Below are 19,630 nucleotides of genomic sequence, written 5' to 3' on the forward strand. Positions count from 1 at the left end.
AGACTAAGCTTTCTTTTTTTCTTTTTTTGGAGGCATCGTTCCAAATACTTTATCCCAAAAAGTGTTAGAAACACCAAAAGCTTTGTTAGGATACTTATAATGATGTAGACTATGGTGGTGCCATAAATCTCTAAAACGTTTAGGAGGACGCATGACATGAGTAGCTCTGTGTACAAATGAATACATTAAATACCCAATAAAAAAACCTGGAAAAAAACCATAAACTAATTGCGTAAAACCTGTAGCCCAAAATACAACAAAGAAAATCCCGAATAAAAAAGATGCTAAAATAATCCCCGGAACAGGAGGCATTAACAAACGGTCTTTATCTGTTGGGAAATTATGATGAGCGCCATGCATGATAAAATGAAATCTTTGAGACCATTTAGCTTCTGTTACCCAATGAAACACATAACGATGTAACATGTATTCAGCAAAAGTCCAAAAGAATAAACCAAAAACAAACAACCCTAAAAAGGACCATACGCTTAATCCAATAACTCCTATAGCTAAGTAGACTAAAAAGGCATTAATTAAACCGTAAACAATAATATTTGAAATAGGATCCGTTTTTGTTAAACGTTCTAAAATTGGATTTTTAAATATTTCTGCTTGACCAGTTTGAAAATCTGTAGTCACTTCTGGTTTCATAATTTATACTCGTTTATTATTGCAAAATTATAAAAAATAAAGATATACAAAAAAACTATCTAGAATAATTAGGTGATTCTTTTGTAATAGTAACATCGTGTGGATGGCTTTCATTAATTCCAGAGGCTGTTATTTTTACAAATTGCCCTTTATCTTTAAGTGTCTCTATATCTTTAGCACCACAATAACCCATTCCAGCTCTTAACCCACCAACAAATTGATGAATACTTTCATACAACTCCCCTTTATATGGAACACGACCTACAATACCTTCTGGGACTAATTTTTTAATATCGTCTTCCACATCTTGAAAATATCGATCTTTACTTCCTTGTTTCATAGCTTCTACTGAGCCCATACCTCTATAAGACTTAAATTTTCTGCCTTCATAAATAATAGTTTCACCAGGACTTTCTTTAGTTCCAGCTAATAAAGAGCCTAACATTACGCTATCTGCTCCTGCTGCTATGGCCTTTGGAATATCTCCAGTATAACGAATACCTCCATCTGCAATTACTGGAACTCCTGAACCTTTAATGGCTGCAGCGACTTCTAAAACAGCTGAAAATTGAGGAAAACCAACTCCAGCAACTACACGAGTAGTACAAATTGAACCTGGTCCAATACCAACTTTAATAGCATCTGCACCTGCTTCAACCAAATATTTTGCTGCTTCTGCTGTTGCTATATTACCAACAATAACATCTAATTTGGGAAATTTAGCTTTAACCTCTTTAAGTACAGCTACAACTCCTTTTGTATGTCCATGTGCCGTATCAATAATAACTGCATCTACGCCAGAATTTACCAAAGCAGCTGTACGTTCGACAACATCTGGGGTTACTCCAAGAGCTGCAGCAACACGTAAACGACCAAACACATCTTTATTAGAAATAGGTTTTTGGGTTAGTTTAGTAATGTCTCTAAATGTAATTAAACCTGCTAGTTTATAATTGTCATCAACAATCAATAATTTCTCAATTTTATGTTCTTGCAAAATCACTTCGGCTTGTTGTAAAGATGTCCCAACAGGTGCTGTTACCAATCTATCACTAGTCATAACGTCAACGATGGGTCTTTCTCCATCTTTTTCAAAACGCAAATCTCTATTGGTTACAATCCCTTTTAAAAACCCTTGATCGTCCACAATTGGAATCCCTCCTATACTGTGTTCTGCCATATTTTGTTTAGCATCAAGTACTTTTGCTTCTATGGTAAGTGTTACAGGATCTGTTATCATACCACTTTCTGCACGTTTTACTTTCCGGACTTCGTTAGCTTGTTGAGCAATCGTCATATTCTTATGAAGCACACCAATTCCTCCTTCTCTTGCTATAGCAATTGCCATAGCACTCTCAGTAACCGTATCCATAGCTGCTGAAACTATAGGAATGTTAATTGTAATATTTTTAGTGAATTTTGTTTGAATATTGACTTCTCGTGGTAATACTTCTGAAAAAGCCGGTACTAGTAGGACGTCGTCGTAAGTTAAACCTTCTCCTACAATTTTGTTTGAATGTGATATCATGTTGCAATTACATTTAATTGCGTGCAAATATACAATATTTATACCTAACTAAATTTTAGTTATTCTTAAAATATTTATATTCCGTTTTGCAATAAGGCCTTAGGGTCTTTAAAGCATAATGATATCTATTTTCTTTATTGGATAAATCTCCTGAAAATACAACTTCTTTGGGCACCATGAATTTATAAATACATTTACCCTTAGCCATTTTATCAATAGTTTTCAAAGTTTTTGAGTCTACTTGATTATATATTTCTTCCAACCAAACATATTGTTCTTCATGAATAATCTCCTCATCCCAAGTCAATGCTTTATCTGATTTTAAAATCGATTCAGAAAAATAAAGCGTCTTCATTTTTGAAAAGGCCTTAATAAAAACTGTTTCACTTCCTTTTGTAGCGTATCGTTTCACTTCTTTTCTTGTGAAAATATTAAAAGGAAAAGCTTTGATATTTTCTAATTTATTAGATATAAAATGTGCCATTTCTGGCCAAACTACTTCGGAACCTTTTGCATCTAATGCGTTATATATCCATAAATAAAAATCGGTACGTTCTTTAATAGACTTGTATTCTAAAGGAAGGTTGTTTTTTAAATTATACAAATTGGCTTGTTGCCAAATTAAGGTGTTATCTTTTCTGTCTTTTCTAAGCCAGTCGGAAGATTCTAATTGGAGTTTTCCAGTCTTTTTTTGGTATTCATTGAGGTTCTTATACTCTTTAGAAAAACTTATGGTCGTAAAGCATAAAAAAAACACATATAAAAATAGCTTCATATAAATTTAATGAAAGATAAATTTACAAGAATATTCTAATTATTCACTTTTTTAAAATCAAAAAGTTGTTTTAATATAATTAGTACTGAAAGTGAAAAAGTAAGTGTCATTAAAATTCCAGAAAACATTACAATATACTTGGTCCAGTAAAATCCAGCCCAAAGCAGATAAAGTCCACCAAATGTTAAAATAACAGAAAGAAATGGCTCAATAATTAAAAACAATTTAAGAGTCTTATTTATTTTGGTTGTACTTAAAATTATACCTACTAAAAAGAAAATAATTGACATAGATAAAATATGATTATGAACCAACGTAAGCATTTCCTTTTCGCTTTTTTTAAACTTCATCACGGTTGCTGATTCATTGTTTTCGTTTCCTAAATATTGTTCCTCTATACCATGTGGATTAGTGCTAGATGTTTCGCCAACAAAAAGCAGCCCTGTAAAAAACCCAACACTTAACACAATAATAAAAGCTGCAATTAAAAGCTTTATTTCTTTAGGAAACGTATAAATTAAACCGTTTAATTCCATATTAAATCATGTTTTTTGAATGAAGAATTTTTAAAGATTGTAATAAATTATTCATTGCAGTCGTCATGGATCTTACAGAAATGGTTGCTCCAGAAATGGCCATAATATTATCGCCATATCTTAGATCGTCATTTTGAGTTTTACCAATAAATTGTTTTAACCAACGTTTACTGCCTATTTCACCACCATAATCTTCTCTATAAACTAATACTTTCGAACTTAATACAATTAATTCAGTATCTAATAAAACCAAATAATCGAACTGGTCTGTTTTACTTGGAGCCTTAGAAACATAAGCATAACCCAACAATTGATTGTTTGAATGGATTTGAAAAAAATTATTGGTTTCAAATTTAGATGGTAATTCTGATGCGACATTAGTGGGGATAACAAAAGCCTCAAACGTAAAGTTTTTTGTTTGAAAAGTTTCAGTTATTTCTTTATCCACTTTTTTCTGAAGGTTTTTTGGCAATCCAATAACTTGAAATCCAAACAGGAGAATAAAAATTATAGTAAGTTTTATATTCATTTTGCAAAGATATTTAAATGTTTAATGTTACCAACTAAAATGCCAAATAGCTAGAGTGAAAAAAAAATCTCTCTAGCTACAGGACAAATAAAAATTAAAAACTAAATCTTTATATTAAAACCAAACTCCGATTCCGAAATTTAACTGGTTTCCTAAATCATTATTGGTCGCATCGTTTTTAAACTGATAATCTGCTTTAACGACAGCTCCAGGAGTTAATTTATAAGACAAACCTAAGGTCCAATCGCTTCTATTATAAGCGTCATTTATCAATAGATCTCCTTCAACTGATGCGTTTGTATCGTAATCTTCATAACGTGCAAATGCATAAAGCTGTTGTTTTTTAGTAAGTGGTAGTAAATTATAGGATGCTTCTAAATACCATCCTTGCATAGCGCTTCCAAGTCCTTGTGTTGGATCTGCTTCTAAATCGTAATACAATTCATTATAAGCTTCAGTATCTGTCAATCCAGCATACACAATTTGACCCCGTGCAGCAATACGTTTGTAAGCATAACGAGCATCAAGTCCTACCATAGACAAACCTACGCTAGAACCGTCTAAATCTTCAACATCATCTTCTGCTTGCGAACGACCAACGTATCCAGATAACCCTAATCGTAATCCTGGTAGGCCATAATAATCAAATTTAACAGATAAGTTAGGTGAATCTACTGTAGATTGAATTCCTTTTTGTCTTCCGTTTCGTAAACCATCTTTTCCACCAAGAACCTTAGAACCATTTACCGAAGCAAAACCCGTAAAGATATATGCTTGGTAGCCTAACGAAATCTCATTAAATCTTCCAGAAACACCTACACCAATTTCTCTCCAAGTTGTTGGCACAATGCTTTTATCCATACTAGGTCTTTCTACACCATTAAAAGTTGTTGGCTCATGGTATTCATTAACAATACCCATAGGCACTAACATTAAACCACCACGTAGATTTACATGGTCTGATAAACTATATTGCAAGAATGCTTGTTCAACATAAACTTCTTCAACATGCTCTAATTCTACTTCTGTTACAAATTGCACTTTATCGCTAAATTTGTAACCGAATAATAATACCAAACGTTGTACATCTAACTCGCCATTATCTCCTTCTGGCTGGTTATAAGTAATCTCTCCATAACCACCAACAGTAACTCCAGAACTAACATTACCTGACAAGATACGTTGAGCTGAATTTTCTTGTTGTTGCGGATTTGTATATAAAGAATCTGGAACAGTTTGGGAAAACCCAATCGTTGAAACTAAAACTGAAATTGATAGAATAATATTTTTCATTATTACCTTTACTTTTATTTAGACTTATTATAAATAATTTAATGTTTTTCGACTGCAAAAATAGTATAGGATTTTAAATACGCAAAGCTTATTTAGATTAATTTAAAATAAAAAAATAACAAAAATTTTAACTAATTGAATTCGTGAAAAATAAGTGCCGTAAAAGTTTAATGATATGCATTAAAAATTTTGGTTGCTTCATTATACGCGCTCTCAAAACTTAATGCATTTAAGTTAGAAACTTTTTTTTGGGTGAAGTAAGACAGTAGTTTTTCGGTAGGCATATTGCCAGTAAGTTCATCTTTAGCCATTGGGCAACCTCCAAAGCCTTGAATGGCTCCGTCAAAACGTTTGCATCCTGCCTTATAAGCTGCATCTACTTTTTCAAACCAGGTTGTAGGTGTGGTATGTAAATGAGCACCAAATTCGATATTTGGATATTTTGGTATTAAATTCGAAAACAAATAGTTGATATTTTCAGGATTAGAACTTCCAATTGTATCGCTTAGAGAGAGGATTTTTACTCCCATATTATAAAGTCTTTCTGTCCACTCTCCTACTATTTCAACATTCCAAGGGTCTCCATATGGATTACCAAATCCCATAGAAATATAAACCACAACTTGTTTGTTTGTTTTATATGCAATTTCAAGTATTTCAGTTAGAGTTACTACAGATTGTGCAATGGTTTTATGCGTATTACGCATTTGGAAATTTTCTGAAATTGAAAACGGATACCCTAAATAATCTATTTGTTGATGCCCAGAAGCATCTTGAGCTCCACGAGTATTGGCAATAATAGCTAATAATTTGCTTTCCGTTTTGCTTAGATCTAATTGGTCTAATACTTTGGCTGTATCCACCATCTGTGGAATGGCTTTTGGCGAAACAAAACTTCCAAAATCAATGGTATCAAATCCAACTCGAAGTAATGATTGAATGTACTGAACTTTTTTTTCGGTTGGAATAAAGTCTTTAATGCCCTGCATGGCATCTCTAGGGCATTCAATAACTTTTACTGGATTTGACATTTTATTTACGTTGGAACTGTAAAAATAGCACTATTTTTTTGAAATCAAGATGAAAACTGCAATACCTACAAACACAATAATTTGCAACCATTTTAAATAGCTTCCTATATGTTTATGTTGTTTGATATAATTTGAAATTGAACCTGCTAAAATGGCGATACAAGAAAAAATAATGAGGGATACTGCCATAAACAAAAGTCCTAATACATAAAATTGTGTCACTTCGCTTAAAGTGTCACTAAACAAAAACCCAGGAAATAAGGCTAGAAAGAATAAAGAGACTTTTGGATTTAAAACATTCATTAAAAACCCTTGTTTAAACAATTGGAATCCACCTTTTTTAGGGATATTTCCAGCATGTAATTGCAATTCTCCATCGCTTTTAAAAACCTTAAATGCTAAATATAATAAGTAAGCTGCTCCAAAAAGTTTAATAATAATAAATAGATAATCATTTTCTTTAATAAGTGCTGACACTCCAAAGGCAACAAGTGTTGTATGAACCAAACAACCTGAAATCAATCCAGAGACAGTTGCTAATCCTGAGTTTTTTCCATGACTGATGCTTTGCATCAAGACATAAATATTATCCGGCCCTGGAGACATGGCTAAGGCTGCTGTGGCTATTATAAATGATATAAGGATGTCGAAATTCAGCGTGTGTTTTTTGTGTAAAAATAGAATTATAAATCTGTTTTCAAGGCTTTGTTGAATGAAATTTAAATGATGATTTACTACTATAAAGATTTTCGATTTATTGATAAGTTTATCAATTCAAACTCATATTTAATTAAAAAAACACTTAACTAATTAAACCTTCAACGACATGAATGATATTAAACGATTGTAATTTTAAATAAAAGCAAGCGACTATTAATAAAAAAGTATCATGAAAAACATTACTCAAATTACTTTAGTTCTTTTTTTAACTATTTCTTGCCAATTACTCTCTCAATCCATAGCCACTTACAATATTACTTTTCAAAGCACATGGAATGCAACAGATCACACATCAATACCTCCAAATGCACATTGGTCTAAACTGGTTGGCTCAAATCATAATAGCAACGTTTCCTTTTTAGAAGTAGGTAGCATGGCAAGTTTAGGGATAGAAATGATTGCTGAATCTGGAAATAATGTGCAATTTGAAACTGTAGATGTTGAAAACGCCATCAATGCCGGAAATGCACAACAATATATTAATGGTTCTTCACTTGGTTCTGCCTCAGGAACTATAACTATTGATGGATTAGAGGTTAGTGAAGAATTTCCTTTATTAACGCTAGTATCAATGGTCGCACCTAGTCCAGACTGGATGGTTGCCATTCACGATTTAGAATTGTTAGAGTCAACTGGTAATTGGAAATCTTCAATCAATATTCCTATGACATATGTGTATGATGCTGGAACAGATACTGGAACAGATTATACCTCTGGAAATGCCGATAGCAATTTGCCGATATCTGTTTTTAATATGTCGAATAGTATCGCTCCCTTTAATGGAAATGCCATTGGTAATATTGAAATAACGCTTACAAACGTGTTAGGTATTAACCATGAGAACTCAAGTGCAAACATGAAGCTTTTCCCCAATCCTTCTCAAGGATATGTAACTATAACCAATTCTACTAATTTAGAAACTATTGAAATCTATAATATCTTAGGGAAGATAGTTCAAGAAACTCCCATAACCAATACCTCCAAGGTACAATTAGATTTAAGCAATTTACAAAAAGGCTTATATCTCGTGAAATTAAAAAACATCAACAAAAATTCTGTCACTCAGAAACTAATTCTGAAGTAACGCTTTATTAATCTGTTTAATCAACTTCGGACCTTCATAAATAAAACCTGTATAAAGTTGAATTAAATCGGCTCCAGCTTCCATTTTTTCTAGCGCATCTTCAACTGAATGAATACCTCCTACTCCAATGATCGGAAACGATTTATGACTTTTTTCTGCTAAAAATCGAATAACTTCCGTAGAACGATTGGTTAATGGTTTCCCACTCAAACCTCCCATTTCAGATTTATTTCCACTTGTTAAACCTTCGCGAGAAATAGTTGTATTGGTTGCAATTACACCATCTATTTTTGTGTCTTTTACAATATCTATAATGTCTAACAATTGAGAATCCGTTAAATCTGGAGCTATTTTTAAAAGAATTGGCTTTGGATACTGTTTTTTAGAGTTTTGAATTTTTAGGTCTTTAAGAAGATTTGTGAGTGGTTCTTTGTCTTGCAGTTCTCTTAGATTTGGTGTGTTTGGTGAACTTACATTCACAACAAAATAATCCACATAATCAAACAAAGTTTGAAAACAAATCTTATAATCTTCAACAGCTTCATGGTTTGGAGTTACTTTATTTTTTCCAATATTGCCACCTATCAAAATACCTTTATTCTTTTTTAATCTCAATACGGCGTCTTCTACACCTCCATTATTGAATCCCATTCTGTTAATAATAGCAGCATCAGATTTCAACCTAAACAAACGTTTTTTTGGATTACCATCCTGAGGTTTTGGGGTTAAAGTACCTATTTCAACAAAACCAAAACCAAGATTTCCTAACTCTTGATACAGTTTAGCATCTTTATCAAAACCAGCAGCCAAACCAACTGGGTTTTTAAAAGTCAAACCAAATAATTGACGTTCCAAGCGTTTATCTTCAACTAAATACAATCCTTTTAGAAGACTTGGTATTAAAGGGATTTTATTTACAAAACGAAGTAAGGAAAACGTAAAATGATGAATTTTTTCAGGATCGAAAAGAAAAAAAATGGGTCTTATTAATAATTTATACATAGTCGTTGTCTTGTTTGGCAAAAATACTATTCATTTGATTATAAATGCTAACATAAGTTTTATAAATTATTGGTATTTTTGAAGACGTTATTAACATCATTCATACCAAACAAACACATCCAAATGATAGACAAGCAACATATAATCGATCGTTTTGTAAGCTATGTAACAATAGACACAGAATCCGACCCAAAAAGTGACACAACCCCAAGTACAGAAAAACAATGGGATTTAGCCAATAAATTAGTTGAAGAACTAAAAGCCATTGGCATGCAAGAGGTTACAATAGATGACAATGCATATATTATGGCAACTTTACCAAGTAATGTAGATCATGAGGTTCCAACCATAGGTTTTATTTCGCATTTTGATACGACACCAGATTTTACTGGAGCCAATGTAAAGCCTCAAATTGTTGAAAATTATAATGGGAAAGACCTTGTTTTAAATGCTGAACAAGACATTGTATTGTCTCCAGATTATTTTGAAGATTTATTGTTGTACAAAGGACAAACTCTAATTACTACAGATGGAACAACGCTTTTAGGGGCCGATGATAAAGCAGGAATTACAGAAATAGTATCGGCAATGGAATATTTAATCAAACACCCAGAAATTAAGCATGGCCCTATTCGTATAGGATTTACTCCAGACGAGGAAATTGGTCGTGGTGCTCATAAATTCGATGTTGAAAAATTTGGAGCAGATTGGGCTTACACCATGGATGGCAGCCAAATTGGCGAATTAGAATACGAAAACTTTAATGCTGCTGGAGCTGTAGTGAAAATAAAAGGCAAAATTGTACATCCAGGTTATGCCAAAGGAAAAATGGTTAACTCCATGTACATCGCTACCGAGTTTATCAATTCTTTACCTAGAATGGAAACCCCAGAGCATACAGAAGGTTACGAAGGTTTCTTCCATCTATATTCTATACAAGGTGAAGTAGAGGAAACTGTTTTAGAATATATTATTAGAGACCATGACAGAGAGCATTTTAAAGCCAGAAAAGAAGTTATGATAAAGCTGACTAATGATATTAACGAACAATATGAACGAGAAGTTATTACTACAGAGATAAAAGATCAATATTTTAATATGAAAGAAAAGGTAGAACCTGTGATGCATATTGTAGATATTGCTGAAGAAGCTATGAAGCAAGTTGGTATAAAACCATTAATTAAAGCCATTCGTGGAGGCACAGATGGCTCTCAATTAAGTTATATGGGTTTACCTTGTCCAAATATTTTTGCTGGTGGACATAACTTCCATGGACGTTATGAATATGTACCTGTAGAAAGCATGATAAAAGCTACTGAAGTGATTTGTAAGATTGCTGAATTGACTGCTTTAAAAGCTGAAAGTTAGGAAGTTTGGATAGTGTTATAAACATCATTAAAAAAAAAACTTCGTTAACACCAGATATCAATATTAAAACGAATTCAAACCATAAAGTTCTAACCAATATAAAACAAGCTATATGCCTAAAAGAATATGTATAATTTCATTGATAATTTTACTATCGAGTATTGGTTATGCGCAATCGGATAAAATAAAAATTAAATCAGAAAATCTTAAAGAATCAAATTATCTAAAAGCGGATGATTTTTATTTAACTCATTATTTATATATTGACTTATTCTTAAGAGAGGGTTTATTTCCAGAAGCAAGTCCTGAAGAAGTTTCCTCTATATTAAACGCTCTTAAAAAATATATTTCTATAGAAAACAAATTAGATATTGAAATTGAAAAGCCTGGAAAAAGAAATTATTTAATTCGGTTTGTTATATTAAAGAAAGATGACGGAACTGAGCTTCTAATTGCATTTACAAACTGGAGCACAAAAGAAAAAATATTTGAAAAAGAAATAAAAATTGAGAACGACTCCTACACAAGATGGTATTTTCTAAATGGAGACAAAATGACTTATAGAAAAGATATGTCTAATGAAAATGACTATTCAGATATGACCAAATCTGACTTAGCCAATGCATATCTATTCGATGAACTTCCTGAAAATGATTTAGAGATAAAAAGTACAATAGACAATATTCTAAATGAAAGTGATTTGAATGTGTCAGATAACATTATGGCTAATTTAGTGCTCTTAAAATATCAGATTTTTCAAAGGGAAAATGAGAGTTTAATTAAGCAAACCGAATACCTGAATGACCTATTTGAAACCAACAAATATGAGCCTAATCTTAGAGGTCTAAAAATGGCTTTTGATGCAACTAAATTTCAAATAGAATTAATGAAATAAACTGTTCTCAACTAGTTGTATAGTTCATTGCTAGTGAATTTCTTTCTGAAAATCCTCGCACATTTACTATCTTAGTTCTTTATCGAAAAAGGTTCCTACGTGTCTTTCAGCAACGAAACCATATACAAAACCGCTAACAAAACTAAAAATCTCATCATGAAAAAAATAAGCTCAGTTGAGGAATACATTGAAAACAACGCGCATTTTGGCGAGGCATTAACTATTTTAAGAGATTTAATTAATTCTACCGAATTGGAAGAGACTGTAAAATGGAGTGCTCCTGTTTATGCCTTAAACGGTAAAAATGTGGTAGGGCTTGGAGCCTTTAAAAAGCATTTTGGTATTTGGTTTTTTAATGGAGTCTTTTTAAAAGATGAGAGCAATCTTTTAGAACAGGCACAAGAAAAAACAAAAGGCTTAAGACAGATGCGTTTCAACTCCTTAGAAGACATTGATCCAAACGCTGTTTTAGCTTATGTTAAAGAAGCCATAGGAAATCAAAAATTAGGAAAAGAAATAATCCCAGAAAAAAAAGGGAAAACAGTTATTATTCCAAAGGAATTAGAAAACGAACTAAAAGCAAATTCAGCATTATTCGATGCCTTTAAAACACTCACACCTGGTAAACAACGAGAATATTGCGATTACATAGATTCAGCCAAACGTGAAGCGACTAAAGCCTCTCGATTAGAAAAAATAAAACCTATGATTTTAAAGGGAGTTGGGCTGAACGATAAGTACAAGAATTGTTAGATTTTTAAAGTAAGAAGCGATAATTTAAAGAAAGTAAAACCGATTTTCTATTCCCTAAAACACCTAATTCTGTACGTAGCATCCAATGCTTGTTATACTGAAATTGAGCCCCAATTACACCATTCCATTTTTGTTGTACCTGTTTGTCTAAACCGTATTTTATAATGGCTTCACCATCGGCATCTGCTAAACGTTCTACTATAGGTGTAAGAATACGATCTGCTACAGCTTTTTGTGGAATCGTAGCTTCGTTATCATACCAATAATAATAATCGCTTACAATTTTATCTCGTTTAGTTCCATCTGCTGAAGGTAATGCATCTTTAAGTTTTAACTGCCCATAAGTATCACTTCCGGTTTCCATAAAAAAACCACCAACCCAAACTGCGATATTTCTATCTGGTTTATTATGAAATACAAAACTATGTCCAGCTCTAATTCCAGTCACTCTAACAGGTACAGCCTTGTCTAATAATTCAGGCTTGTTCCATGTAAAATTAGCATCCACAGAGAAAAACACGGGCCCAACAGCACCAGCAGCCATAACACCAATTCCATAAGTAGATACAGATTGCTCTACAACAGATCTCAATGTAATAGGATAAACCAAATTAACTTCCGTTTTAGTATGACCATAACCTAAAATACCATACACATTTAGAAATGGGAACACCCAAACATCAGGCCTAACATTAACACTATAAGATGTATTGACATTGTCACCAAATTGTATAAAATCTACAGGTGTCATGTCAATATTAACATTTTTAGTTTCTAAACCTAATTGCAAATTATTAACAGAAATACCTTGTTCCATCCAGACAAAATTCCCCATAATACCAACAGGGTAAGGAATATCAAATCCTTTATTATAAGCACCTTGTCCCATAAAAGGGAATGTATAATGATAATCAACTTGTTTTAAACTATCTCTGTATGCCTCATGCTTTTTATTAATTTTAGTACTAGGCTGTTGTGCTTGAATTGTTTGGTTAAAAACACAAACAGTAATTACAATAATTAAAAAACATTTTATTTTCATTTTCATCAATTTAAATAAGTTCATTATTGGGGCTTGTTAATATTGTTACTTTCTATTTTATCATGACTTTTTTTAGCACCAATTGGTAAAGTAACCGCTAGAAATAAAGAATTGTTTTTAGTGCTAGAATTTCCTTTATACACATTTACGAAACCTTGAAAATATTTAACTCCAAAACTCATTCCTCCAACTTTATCAATCTTGTACCCTGCTCCAATTCCTACTCCAGCTTCTATTGGATTAATCATGTCTTTATTATATTGACGAATATTAGTTTCAACATCATCTGTATCATTTTCATATTCGACCCAAGCTTTATAGCGCAAACCAAATTCTGGACCAGCTTCAACAAAGATGTTATTTGAAAATATATATTTACCGAAAACAGGCACTAAAAAATAATTTATTTTTTGACTGTACGTTCCGTTTTCATCAATATAATTAACACCTGCAGCTTGTACATCTGATACACTTAATTTATTAACACCCAATTTAGATTTTACAAGAACACCTGTATGTATATAAAGTTGCTCTTTAACACGAAAATCAAAATAAAACCCAATATTAAAAGTTGAAAACCTACTAGAAGTGTCTAAGCCTGAAACAGCTGGGAAATTAACACCTCCTTCTAACCCAAACTCTAAATCAGGCGAATTCAATTTATCGCCAAATAACAAGGTTAAAAGTACTTGGGAATTTGCCATATTTATTGTCAATAAAAAGGCAAGACTACATAGAATTTTTTTCATTTTCGAGTGGTTAGTTTCTAACAATATCGCAATAATATTTTATTAAAATAATAAAGTCACTTAGAATATAAGTGACTTTATTAATATTAACTAGGTAAGTAAATTATTTTTTAGTAGTTGTCGATGGATTTAATTTCTTACTCATTTCCATAGAAATGGCAGATTTATCGAACTTGATTTTACCTGCTAATGTTTCAATAACACAACTAGCATCGGTATCGTTTAATTCGATTACTTTACCATGCATACCACTTTTGGTAATTACTTTATCGCCACGTTTTAATTCGGCAGCAAACTTTTTTTCTTGTTTTTGACGTTTCATTTGTGGTGCAATCATAAAGAAATACACGACAACAAACATTAATATAAACGGCAAAAAACTACTAATACCTTCTCCCATTTAATTAATCGTGGTTATGACCTTCGTGACCAGGTTGAGTACTAGATTTTTTTTGTGCAGCAGGTGTTGCCATTGGGCTACCACTAATTGCTGGATTTAATGCTTGTGCTGGTTTTACTGGTGCATTAGGATCTGGTTTAACAAAAGCAGAAATTTTAACTGTCTCTTTTCCTGTTTCTGTATTAGCAGTAATTGTAACTGTTTTAGATACTTTGTTAGCACCTGTTCCATTAAACTTTACTGTAAAATGACCTGAGTCTCCAGGTTGTAAAGGCTCTTTACTCCAATCTTGAGGAACTGTACAACCACATGAACTTTTAATATCAGTAATTACTAATGGAGATTCTCCAGTGTTTGTATAATTGAAAACAGTTTCAACATTTTGTTTCGATTCAATTTCACCAAAATCATGCTCAGTCTTATCAAAAGTTAATACTGGAAATTTTGATGAATTAGCATCTCTTTCTGCTGCAACTGCAACATTTTCTTCATTAATTTTTTTTGAAGCATCTTCTTTACAAGATGAAAATGCTATTAAACATAGAGCTGTTAACCCTAAAATCGCTTTTTTCATTTTAAATTGTTTTTTTTATTTAATTTGTAAAAGTAATAATAATTTCTAACTACATCAACCCTCTACCTGTTTTATTTAAAGTATCACTTTCTTGATACTCTTTAACAAGCTTATCTAATATCCCGTTAATAAAAATACTACTCTTTGGAGTAGAGTATTCTTTAGCTAATTCTAAATATTCATTGATTGTTACTTTAACTGGTATAGATGGGAATTTTTGTATTTCGCAAATAGCCATTTTTAATAACACATTATCTAAACTTGCTATTCTTTCAGTATCCCAATTTTGTGTTTTTTCTTGAATGATTTCAGTAAATTTAGACTGATTTAAAAGTGTCTTTTTAAACAAATCTATGGCGTATTCTTTATCTTCTAAATCCTTATATATTTTTGGTAAAAAATAGGTAGCTAAGGATTGTTCTTTAACTTTACGGAGTAGTTTTAATATGGCTGTGTTTACAACTGGTAAATCGTCTATCCATGTAATGTTCTTATCTTCCAGGTAATCGTAAAGCTTATTATTTGGAGCTATAATTTCAGTAAAAATATCTGTTACAAACTTTCTGTCTTCTTTAAAAGTAGATGTTTTAGTTTGCATGTATTCTGCAAATAGATCGCTTGCTAGAATTTCGCGAAAAATAATTTCGACATATTCTGAATCTAATTCCCAATTATTGATTTTATGTTCCTCTAATTCATCTTGAAGAAGCATGTTGTTTTTTAACATTAAAAGGACCTGATTATTTACCAATTTTTTATTTGGATCTTTATCTTCCTTTGTAGCTAAATGTTTTTTGCTAGATTTTTCCAGATGATCTTCAGCTCTTTTTTGAACTTCAATAAGCAAAGACATTAATAATAAGTATAAGTTGTAAATATTATCTAGACTGTGTAATAAGAACTTTTGTTCTTTATCAAAACTATCACTTTCTCCTCCTTTAAAGGAATAAATAGTTTGCATGACTTTTATTCTAATATGTCTTCTGTTAAGCATCTGTACAAAGAACTTTAATAGTTTAATTAGTTTTTGAACCTTCTTTTTTAGATAGGTCGCAATTTACTTTTAATTAAAGAGGCGAAAGTTAGTTTTAACTTTCGCCTCGCAAAAATAATATTATTTTAAAGAATTATCTCTTATTCTCTTTTTTTCTTGTCTCTATCCTATTTTGAGCAATATTTAAAGCGGCATGATTTGTAGTAATATTATGAGTCTTTGCATTTGTTAATATCTCTAACGTTGTGTTATAAATATTTTCTGTTTTACGCATAATTTCTTTTTTATCGTAACCTTCTAATTCTGCATATACGTTAATAATACCACCTGCATTAATTAAAAAATCTGGAGCATAAACAATATCTCTATCTTGAAGAATTTTTCCATGTTTTTCTTCAACAGCTAGTTGGTTATTTGCAGCTCCAGCAATTACTTTAGCTTTTAATTTATATATAGTATCATCATTAATTGTTGCTCCAAGTGCACAAGGTGCATATATGTCCATATCTTCTGAATAAAGATCATTTCCACCATAAATAGTGACACCATATTTCTGTCTCATTGCTTCAAGACGTTCTTGATTGATATCAGAAATGGTAACTTTAGCTCCTTCGTCTACTAAATGTTCCACAAGAGCCTCTCCTACGTTTCCAATACCTTGAACATAAATATTTTTATCTTCTAAAACATCTGAGCCAAATTTGAATTTTGCAGCAGCTTTCATGCCCATAAAAACACCATAAGCAGTAATTGGTGACGGATTTCCTGCACCTCCAATTTCTTCTGAAATACCTGTAACGTATGGCGTTACTTGTCTTACTAAATCCATATCTGCTGTTTCCATTCCAACATCTTCAGCTGTAATATATCTTCCGCTTAATGAATGAACAAACTCACCAAATTTTTTCATTAATTCTGGTGTCTTTTGAGTTTTAGCATCTCCAATAATAACAGCTTTTCCCCCTCCTAAATTTAAACCAGTAATTGCAGACTTAAAAGTCATTCCTCTCGATAAGCGAAGCACATCGTTTAATGCTTCCCATTCATTATTGTAATTCCACATTCTAGTTCCACCAAGTGCTGGTCCTAAAACGGTGTTATGAATTCCAATTATTGCTTTTAATCCTGTATCTTTGTCGTTGCAAAACACAACTTGCTCATGATTATCGAATGAATGTTGTCCAAAAACTGGATCAACTTTATGTAGTTCGCCTGCATTAATTACGTCTGTAACCATTTTAATATGTATTTAAAGTTATAGGTTGTGTTTTATTATTTTTAAAACAACGTGCAAAACTAGTCCATTATAAAGGTATACACAAATTATTATTGCTAAAAAGACAAATTGTTAAAAACTTTATCAGCTCCTAAAAGTTAAATGAAAGAATTACAACACCTTAATAAGTATTTTTTAAAGTATAAATGGCAACTAATTATTGGTATTTTAATAACCATAATTTCAAAAATATTTCTTTTAATAACTCCTGAACTAATTGGTTCTTCTATTGATGTTGTAAATGATTATTTAAAAGGTGAGGTAACAGATTTAGCGATTGTAAAAAAAGAATTATTTATTAACATTATCTATATAATTGGTGCAGCCTTAATTACAGGTATTCTAACTTTTTTTATGAGACAAACCATTATTAATGTGTCTCGATATATCGAATTCGATTTAAAAAATGAAGTCTATAAACATTACCAAAAACTCTCCCTAAAGTTTTATAAAAACAATCGTACTGGAGATTTAATGAATAGGATTAGCGAAGATGTTGGTCGTGTACGCATGTATGTAGGACCTGCCATTATGTACAGCATCAACACCATTACGTTGTTTGCTATATCTATTGGATTCATGTACAAACAGGCTCCTTTATTAACGCTTTATACCATTATTCCTTTACCTATCTTATCGTTTATTATTTATAAATTAAGTAAAGAAATTCATAAAAGAAGCACTGTTGTACAGCAGTATTTATCGCATTTGTCTTCTTCCACACAAGAATCTTTTAGTGGAATTTCTATTATTAAAGCGTACGGATTAGAAAATGAGACATCAAAAGCATTTAATGACTTATCTGAAACCAGTAAACAAAAACAATTAAGCTTAGTACAAATTAGAGCTTTTTTCTTCCCTATGATGATTTTACTTATTGGAATTAGTAACATTATCGTTATTTACATTGGTGGCCTTCAATACATTAATGGAGAAATAAGTTTAGGGGTTATTACTAAGTTTATTATATATGTTAATATGCTAACTTGGCCAGTTGCAACAGTGGGCTGGGTAACATCTATAGTTCAGCAAGCTGAAGCTTCGCAAAAGCGTATTAACGAGTTTCTAAAAATCACTCCAGACATTACCAATACGGTTCATGAGCCTACTAAAATAATTGGGGATATTGAGTTTAAAAATGTGCATTTTACCTACAACGATACTAATATTGAAGCCTTAAAGGGCATTTCGTTTACTTTAAAACATGGTCAAACCTTAGCTATTATTGGTAAAACCGGTTCTGGAAAGTCGACCATTTTAGATTTAATAGGAAGACTTTATGATATTGACAAAGGCCAATTACTTATAGACAATACTCCTATTAATAAATTAAATTTAACAAGTTTAAGAGATAGCATTGGTTATGTCCCTCAGGATGCCTTTTTGTTTTCCGATAGTATTGGTAATAACATTAAGTTTGGAAAAGAGGATGCTACAGATGAAGAAGTTATTCAGGCTGCAAAATATGCCCAAGTCCATAAAAACATCATGGGATTCAATAAAGGTTACCAAACTATTTTAGGAGAGAGAGGTATCACGCTTTCTGGTGGACAAAAGCAGCGAGTATCTATAGCTAGGGCAATTATTAAAAACCCAAATATTCTATTGCTAGACGATTCGTTATCTGCTGTCGATACCGAAACCGAAGAGCAAATACTAAAACACCTTCTACATTTAACCGAAGGCAAAACAACTATTATTGTTAGCCATAGAGTTTCTTCAGTTAAAAATGCCGATCAGATTATTGTTTTAGACGATGGAGAAATTGTTCAATCTGGCAACCATGAGACATTAATAGATGTTGATGGTTATTATAAACATCTATATTTAAAACAATTAAGTGAGACTTCAAATACAGATAATTTAAACAATTAAAATGCTGGCTTTCAGTAGTTTTATACTCTATAAACAATCTATAATTTAATTAGACTAAAAGAAATAACATAAATTGTTGGTTGGTAAATGTTTTTTTTAGATTTTTGAAGAACTATTAAAATAACAATACGATTATGAATAATAATGATATGATGGAGAAAGAAGAGATTTTTTCTAAAGTATTAAGAGCAGGAAGAAGAACTTACTTCTTTGATGTTAGATCAACAAAAGCTGGAGACTACTACTTAACAGTTACTGAAAGCAAAAAATTCACTAACGATGATGGATCATTTCATTACAAAAAGCATAAAATATATCTTTATAAAGAGGACTTTTCTGAATTTAATAGTATTTTAAACGAAATGACAGATTACATTATCAATGAAAAAGGAGATGAAGTAATAAGTGAGCGCCATCAAAAAGACTTTAAAAAAGAATATGATACAGACAATACTGCATCAGAAACTAAAGTTGAAGATACATCTACAGAAAAATTTACAGATATCAATTTTGATGACATCTAGAAATTAAAAAACAATAGAGTTCAAAGCCAAT

At 31.6% G+C, this 19,630-nt stretch carries 21 protein-coding genes; 6 read left to right on the forward strand and 15 right to left on the reverse strand.

Translation table 11 applies throughout. From position 1 onward, the window contains the following. Positions 1–3: 3 nt before the first annotated feature. From ACI5KZ_RS08275 to ACI5KZ_RS08310, 8 genes are all read right to left on the reverse strand, one after another. Positions 4–651: a sterol desaturase family protein gene (locus tag ACI5KZ_RS08275; protein WP_109308798.1), complete on the reverse strand. Its 648-nt coding sequence runs from the start codon at positions 649–651 to the stop codon at positions 4–6. 55 nt (positions 652–706) lie between these two features. Then, positions 707–2,179 carry an IMP dehydrogenase gene (gene guaB, locus ACI5KZ_RS08280; protein ID WP_109308799.1) on the reverse strand — a complete coding sequence of 491 codons (1,473 nt, stop codon included), beginning with the start codon at positions 2,177–2,179 and terminating at the stop codon, positions 707–709. A 55-nt stretch (positions 2,180–2,234) separates the two neighbouring features. Beyond that, the gene (locus tag ACI5KZ_RS08285) at positions 2,235–2,954 is read right to left on the reverse strand and encodes an Insecticidal toxin complex protein (protein WP_109308800.1); all 720 of its coding nucleotides are present in this window, start codon (positions 2,952–2,954) and stop codon (positions 2,235–2,237) included. Between the two features lie 35 nt (positions 2,955–2,989). Next, positions 2,990–3,490 carry a hypothetical protein gene (locus ACI5KZ_RS08290; RefSeq protein ID WP_406847406.1) on the reverse strand — a complete coding sequence of 167 codons (501 nt, stop codon included), beginning with the start codon at positions 3,488–3,490 and terminating at the stop codon, positions 2,990–2,992. Position 3,491: 1 nt separating this feature from the next. Then, on the reverse strand, positions 3,492–4,019 hold the full coding sequence (locus ACI5KZ_RS08295) for an FMN-binding protein (protein ID WP_109308802.1): 528 nt from the start codon (positions 4,017–4,019) through the stop codon (positions 3,492–3,494). A gap of 114 nt (positions 4,020–4,133) precedes the next feature. Beyond that, complete coding sequence (locus ACI5KZ_RS08300) at positions 4,134–5,312, reverse strand: porin (RefSeq protein ID WP_109308803.1); 1,179 nt, start codon at positions 5,310–5,312, stop codon at positions 4,134–4,136. Between the two features lie 167 nt (positions 5,313–5,479). Then, positions 5,480–6,343, reverse strand: coding sequence for a hydroxymethylglutaryl-CoA lyase (locus tag ACI5KZ_RS08305; protein ID WP_406847407.1), 864 nt, complete (start codon positions 6,341–6,343; stop codon positions 5,480–5,482). A gap of 30 nt (positions 6,344–6,373) precedes the next feature. Then, positions 6,374–6,949: a LysE family translocator gene (locus tag ACI5KZ_RS08310; protein ID WP_109308805.1), complete on the reverse strand. Its 576-nt coding sequence runs from the start codon at positions 6,947–6,949 to the stop codon at positions 6,374–6,376. A 283-nt stretch (positions 6,950–7,232) separates the two neighbouring features. On the opposite strand from ACI5KZ_RS08310, the gene ACI5KZ_RS08315 reads away from it, so the two are divergent. Then, entirely contained in the window at positions 7,233–8,147 is a 915-nt protein-coding gene (locus tag ACI5KZ_RS08315; RefSeq protein ID WP_109308806.1) for a spondin domain-containing protein, read from the forward strand. Here ACI5KZ_RS08315 and ACI5KZ_RS08320 read toward each other — a convergent pair. Further along, on the reverse strand, positions 8,133–9,149 hold the full coding sequence (locus ACI5KZ_RS08320) for a quinone-dependent dihydroorotate dehydrogenase (RefSeq protein WP_109308807.1): 1,017 nt from the start codon (positions 9,147–9,149) through the stop codon (positions 8,133–8,135). The genes ACI5KZ_RS08315 and ACI5KZ_RS08320 overlap by 15 nt on opposite strands. A gap of 123 nt (positions 9,150–9,272) precedes the next feature. On the opposite strand from ACI5KZ_RS08320, the gene pepT reads away from it, so the two are divergent. The 3 genes from pepT to ACI5KZ_RS08335 all read left to right on the forward strand — a co-directional run bounded on the left by pepT (position 9,273) and on the right by ACI5KZ_RS08335 (position 12,165). Then, positions 9,273–10,517: a peptidase T gene (pepT, locus tag ACI5KZ_RS08325; protein WP_109308808.1), complete on the forward strand. Its 1,245-nt coding sequence runs from the start codon at positions 9,273–9,275 to the stop codon at positions 10,515–10,517. A gap of 112 nt (positions 10,518–10,629) precedes the next feature. Further along, a complete protein-coding gene (locus ACI5KZ_RS08330; RefSeq protein WP_406847408.1) occupies positions 10,630–11,412 on the forward strand; it encodes a hypothetical protein in 783 nt (260 codons plus the stop codon). Between the two features lie 156 nt (positions 11,413–11,568). After that, positions 11,569–12,165: a YdeI family protein gene (locus tag ACI5KZ_RS08335; protein ID WP_109309108.1), complete on the forward strand. Its 597-nt coding sequence runs from the start codon at positions 11,569–11,571 to the stop codon at positions 12,163–12,165. A gap of 4 nt (positions 12,166–12,169) precedes the next feature. Here the strand turns inward: ACI5KZ_RS08335 and ACI5KZ_RS08340 are convergent, their stop codons facing one another. From ACI5KZ_RS08340 to ACI5KZ_RS08365, 6 genes are all read right to left on the reverse strand, one after another. Further along, on the reverse strand, positions 12,170–13,207 hold the full coding sequence (locus ACI5KZ_RS08340) for a hypothetical protein (RefSeq protein ID WP_406847409.1): 1,038 nt from the start codon (positions 13,205–13,207) through the stop codon (positions 12,170–12,172). 23 nt (positions 13,208–13,230) lie between these two features. Next, on the reverse strand, positions 13,231–13,956 hold the full coding sequence (locus tag ACI5KZ_RS08345) for a porin family protein (protein WP_406847410.1): 726 nt from the start codon (positions 13,954–13,956) through the stop codon (positions 13,231–13,233). A 103-nt stretch (positions 13,957–14,059) separates the two neighbouring features. After that, positions 14,060–14,356: a preprotein translocase subunit YajC gene (gene yajC, locus ACI5KZ_RS08350; RefSeq protein WP_109308812.1), complete on the reverse strand. Its 297-nt coding sequence runs from the start codon at positions 14,354–14,356 to the stop codon at positions 14,060–14,062. A 4-nt stretch (positions 14,357–14,360) separates the two neighbouring features. After that, complete coding sequence (locus ACI5KZ_RS08355; protein ID WP_109308813.1) at positions 14,361–14,930, reverse strand: DUF1573 domain-containing protein; 570 nt, start codon at positions 14,928–14,930, stop codon at positions 14,361–14,363. Positions 14,931–14,979: 49 nt separating this feature from the next. Further along, on the reverse strand, positions 14,980–15,891 hold the full coding sequence (gene nusB / locus ACI5KZ_RS08360) for a transcription antitermination factor NusB (protein ID WP_165815814.1): 912 nt from the start codon (positions 15,889–15,891) through the stop codon (positions 14,980–14,982). A 166-nt stretch (positions 15,892–16,057) separates the two neighbouring features. Continuing rightward, the gene (locus ACI5KZ_RS08365) at positions 16,058–17,161 is read right to left on the reverse strand and encodes a Glu/Leu/Phe/Val dehydrogenase (RefSeq protein ID WP_109308815.1); all 1,104 of its coding nucleotides are present in this window, start codon (positions 17,159–17,161) and stop codon (positions 16,058–16,060) included. Between the two features lie 141 nt (positions 17,162–17,302). Here ACI5KZ_RS08365 and ACI5KZ_RS08370 point away from each other — a divergent pair, with 141 nt between their 5' ends. Then, a complete protein-coding gene (locus ACI5KZ_RS08370; protein ID WP_109308816.1) occupies positions 17,303–19,075 on the forward strand; it encodes an ABC transporter ATP-binding protein in 1,773 nt (590 codons plus the stop codon). Between the two features lie 134 nt (positions 19,076–19,209). After that, positions 19,210–19,599, forward strand: a complete 390-nt coding sequence (locus ACI5KZ_RS08375) for a PUR family DNA/RNA-binding protein (RefSeq protein ID WP_109308817.1) — start codon at positions 19,210–19,212, stop codon at positions 19,597–19,599. The last annotated feature ends 31 nt before the right edge of the window (positions 19,600–19,630 follow it).

The organism is Xanthomarina sp. GH4-25, assembly GCF_045363175.1.
Lineage (GTDB): Bacteria > Bacteroidota > Bacteroidia > Flavobacteriales > Flavobacteriaceae > Xanthomarina.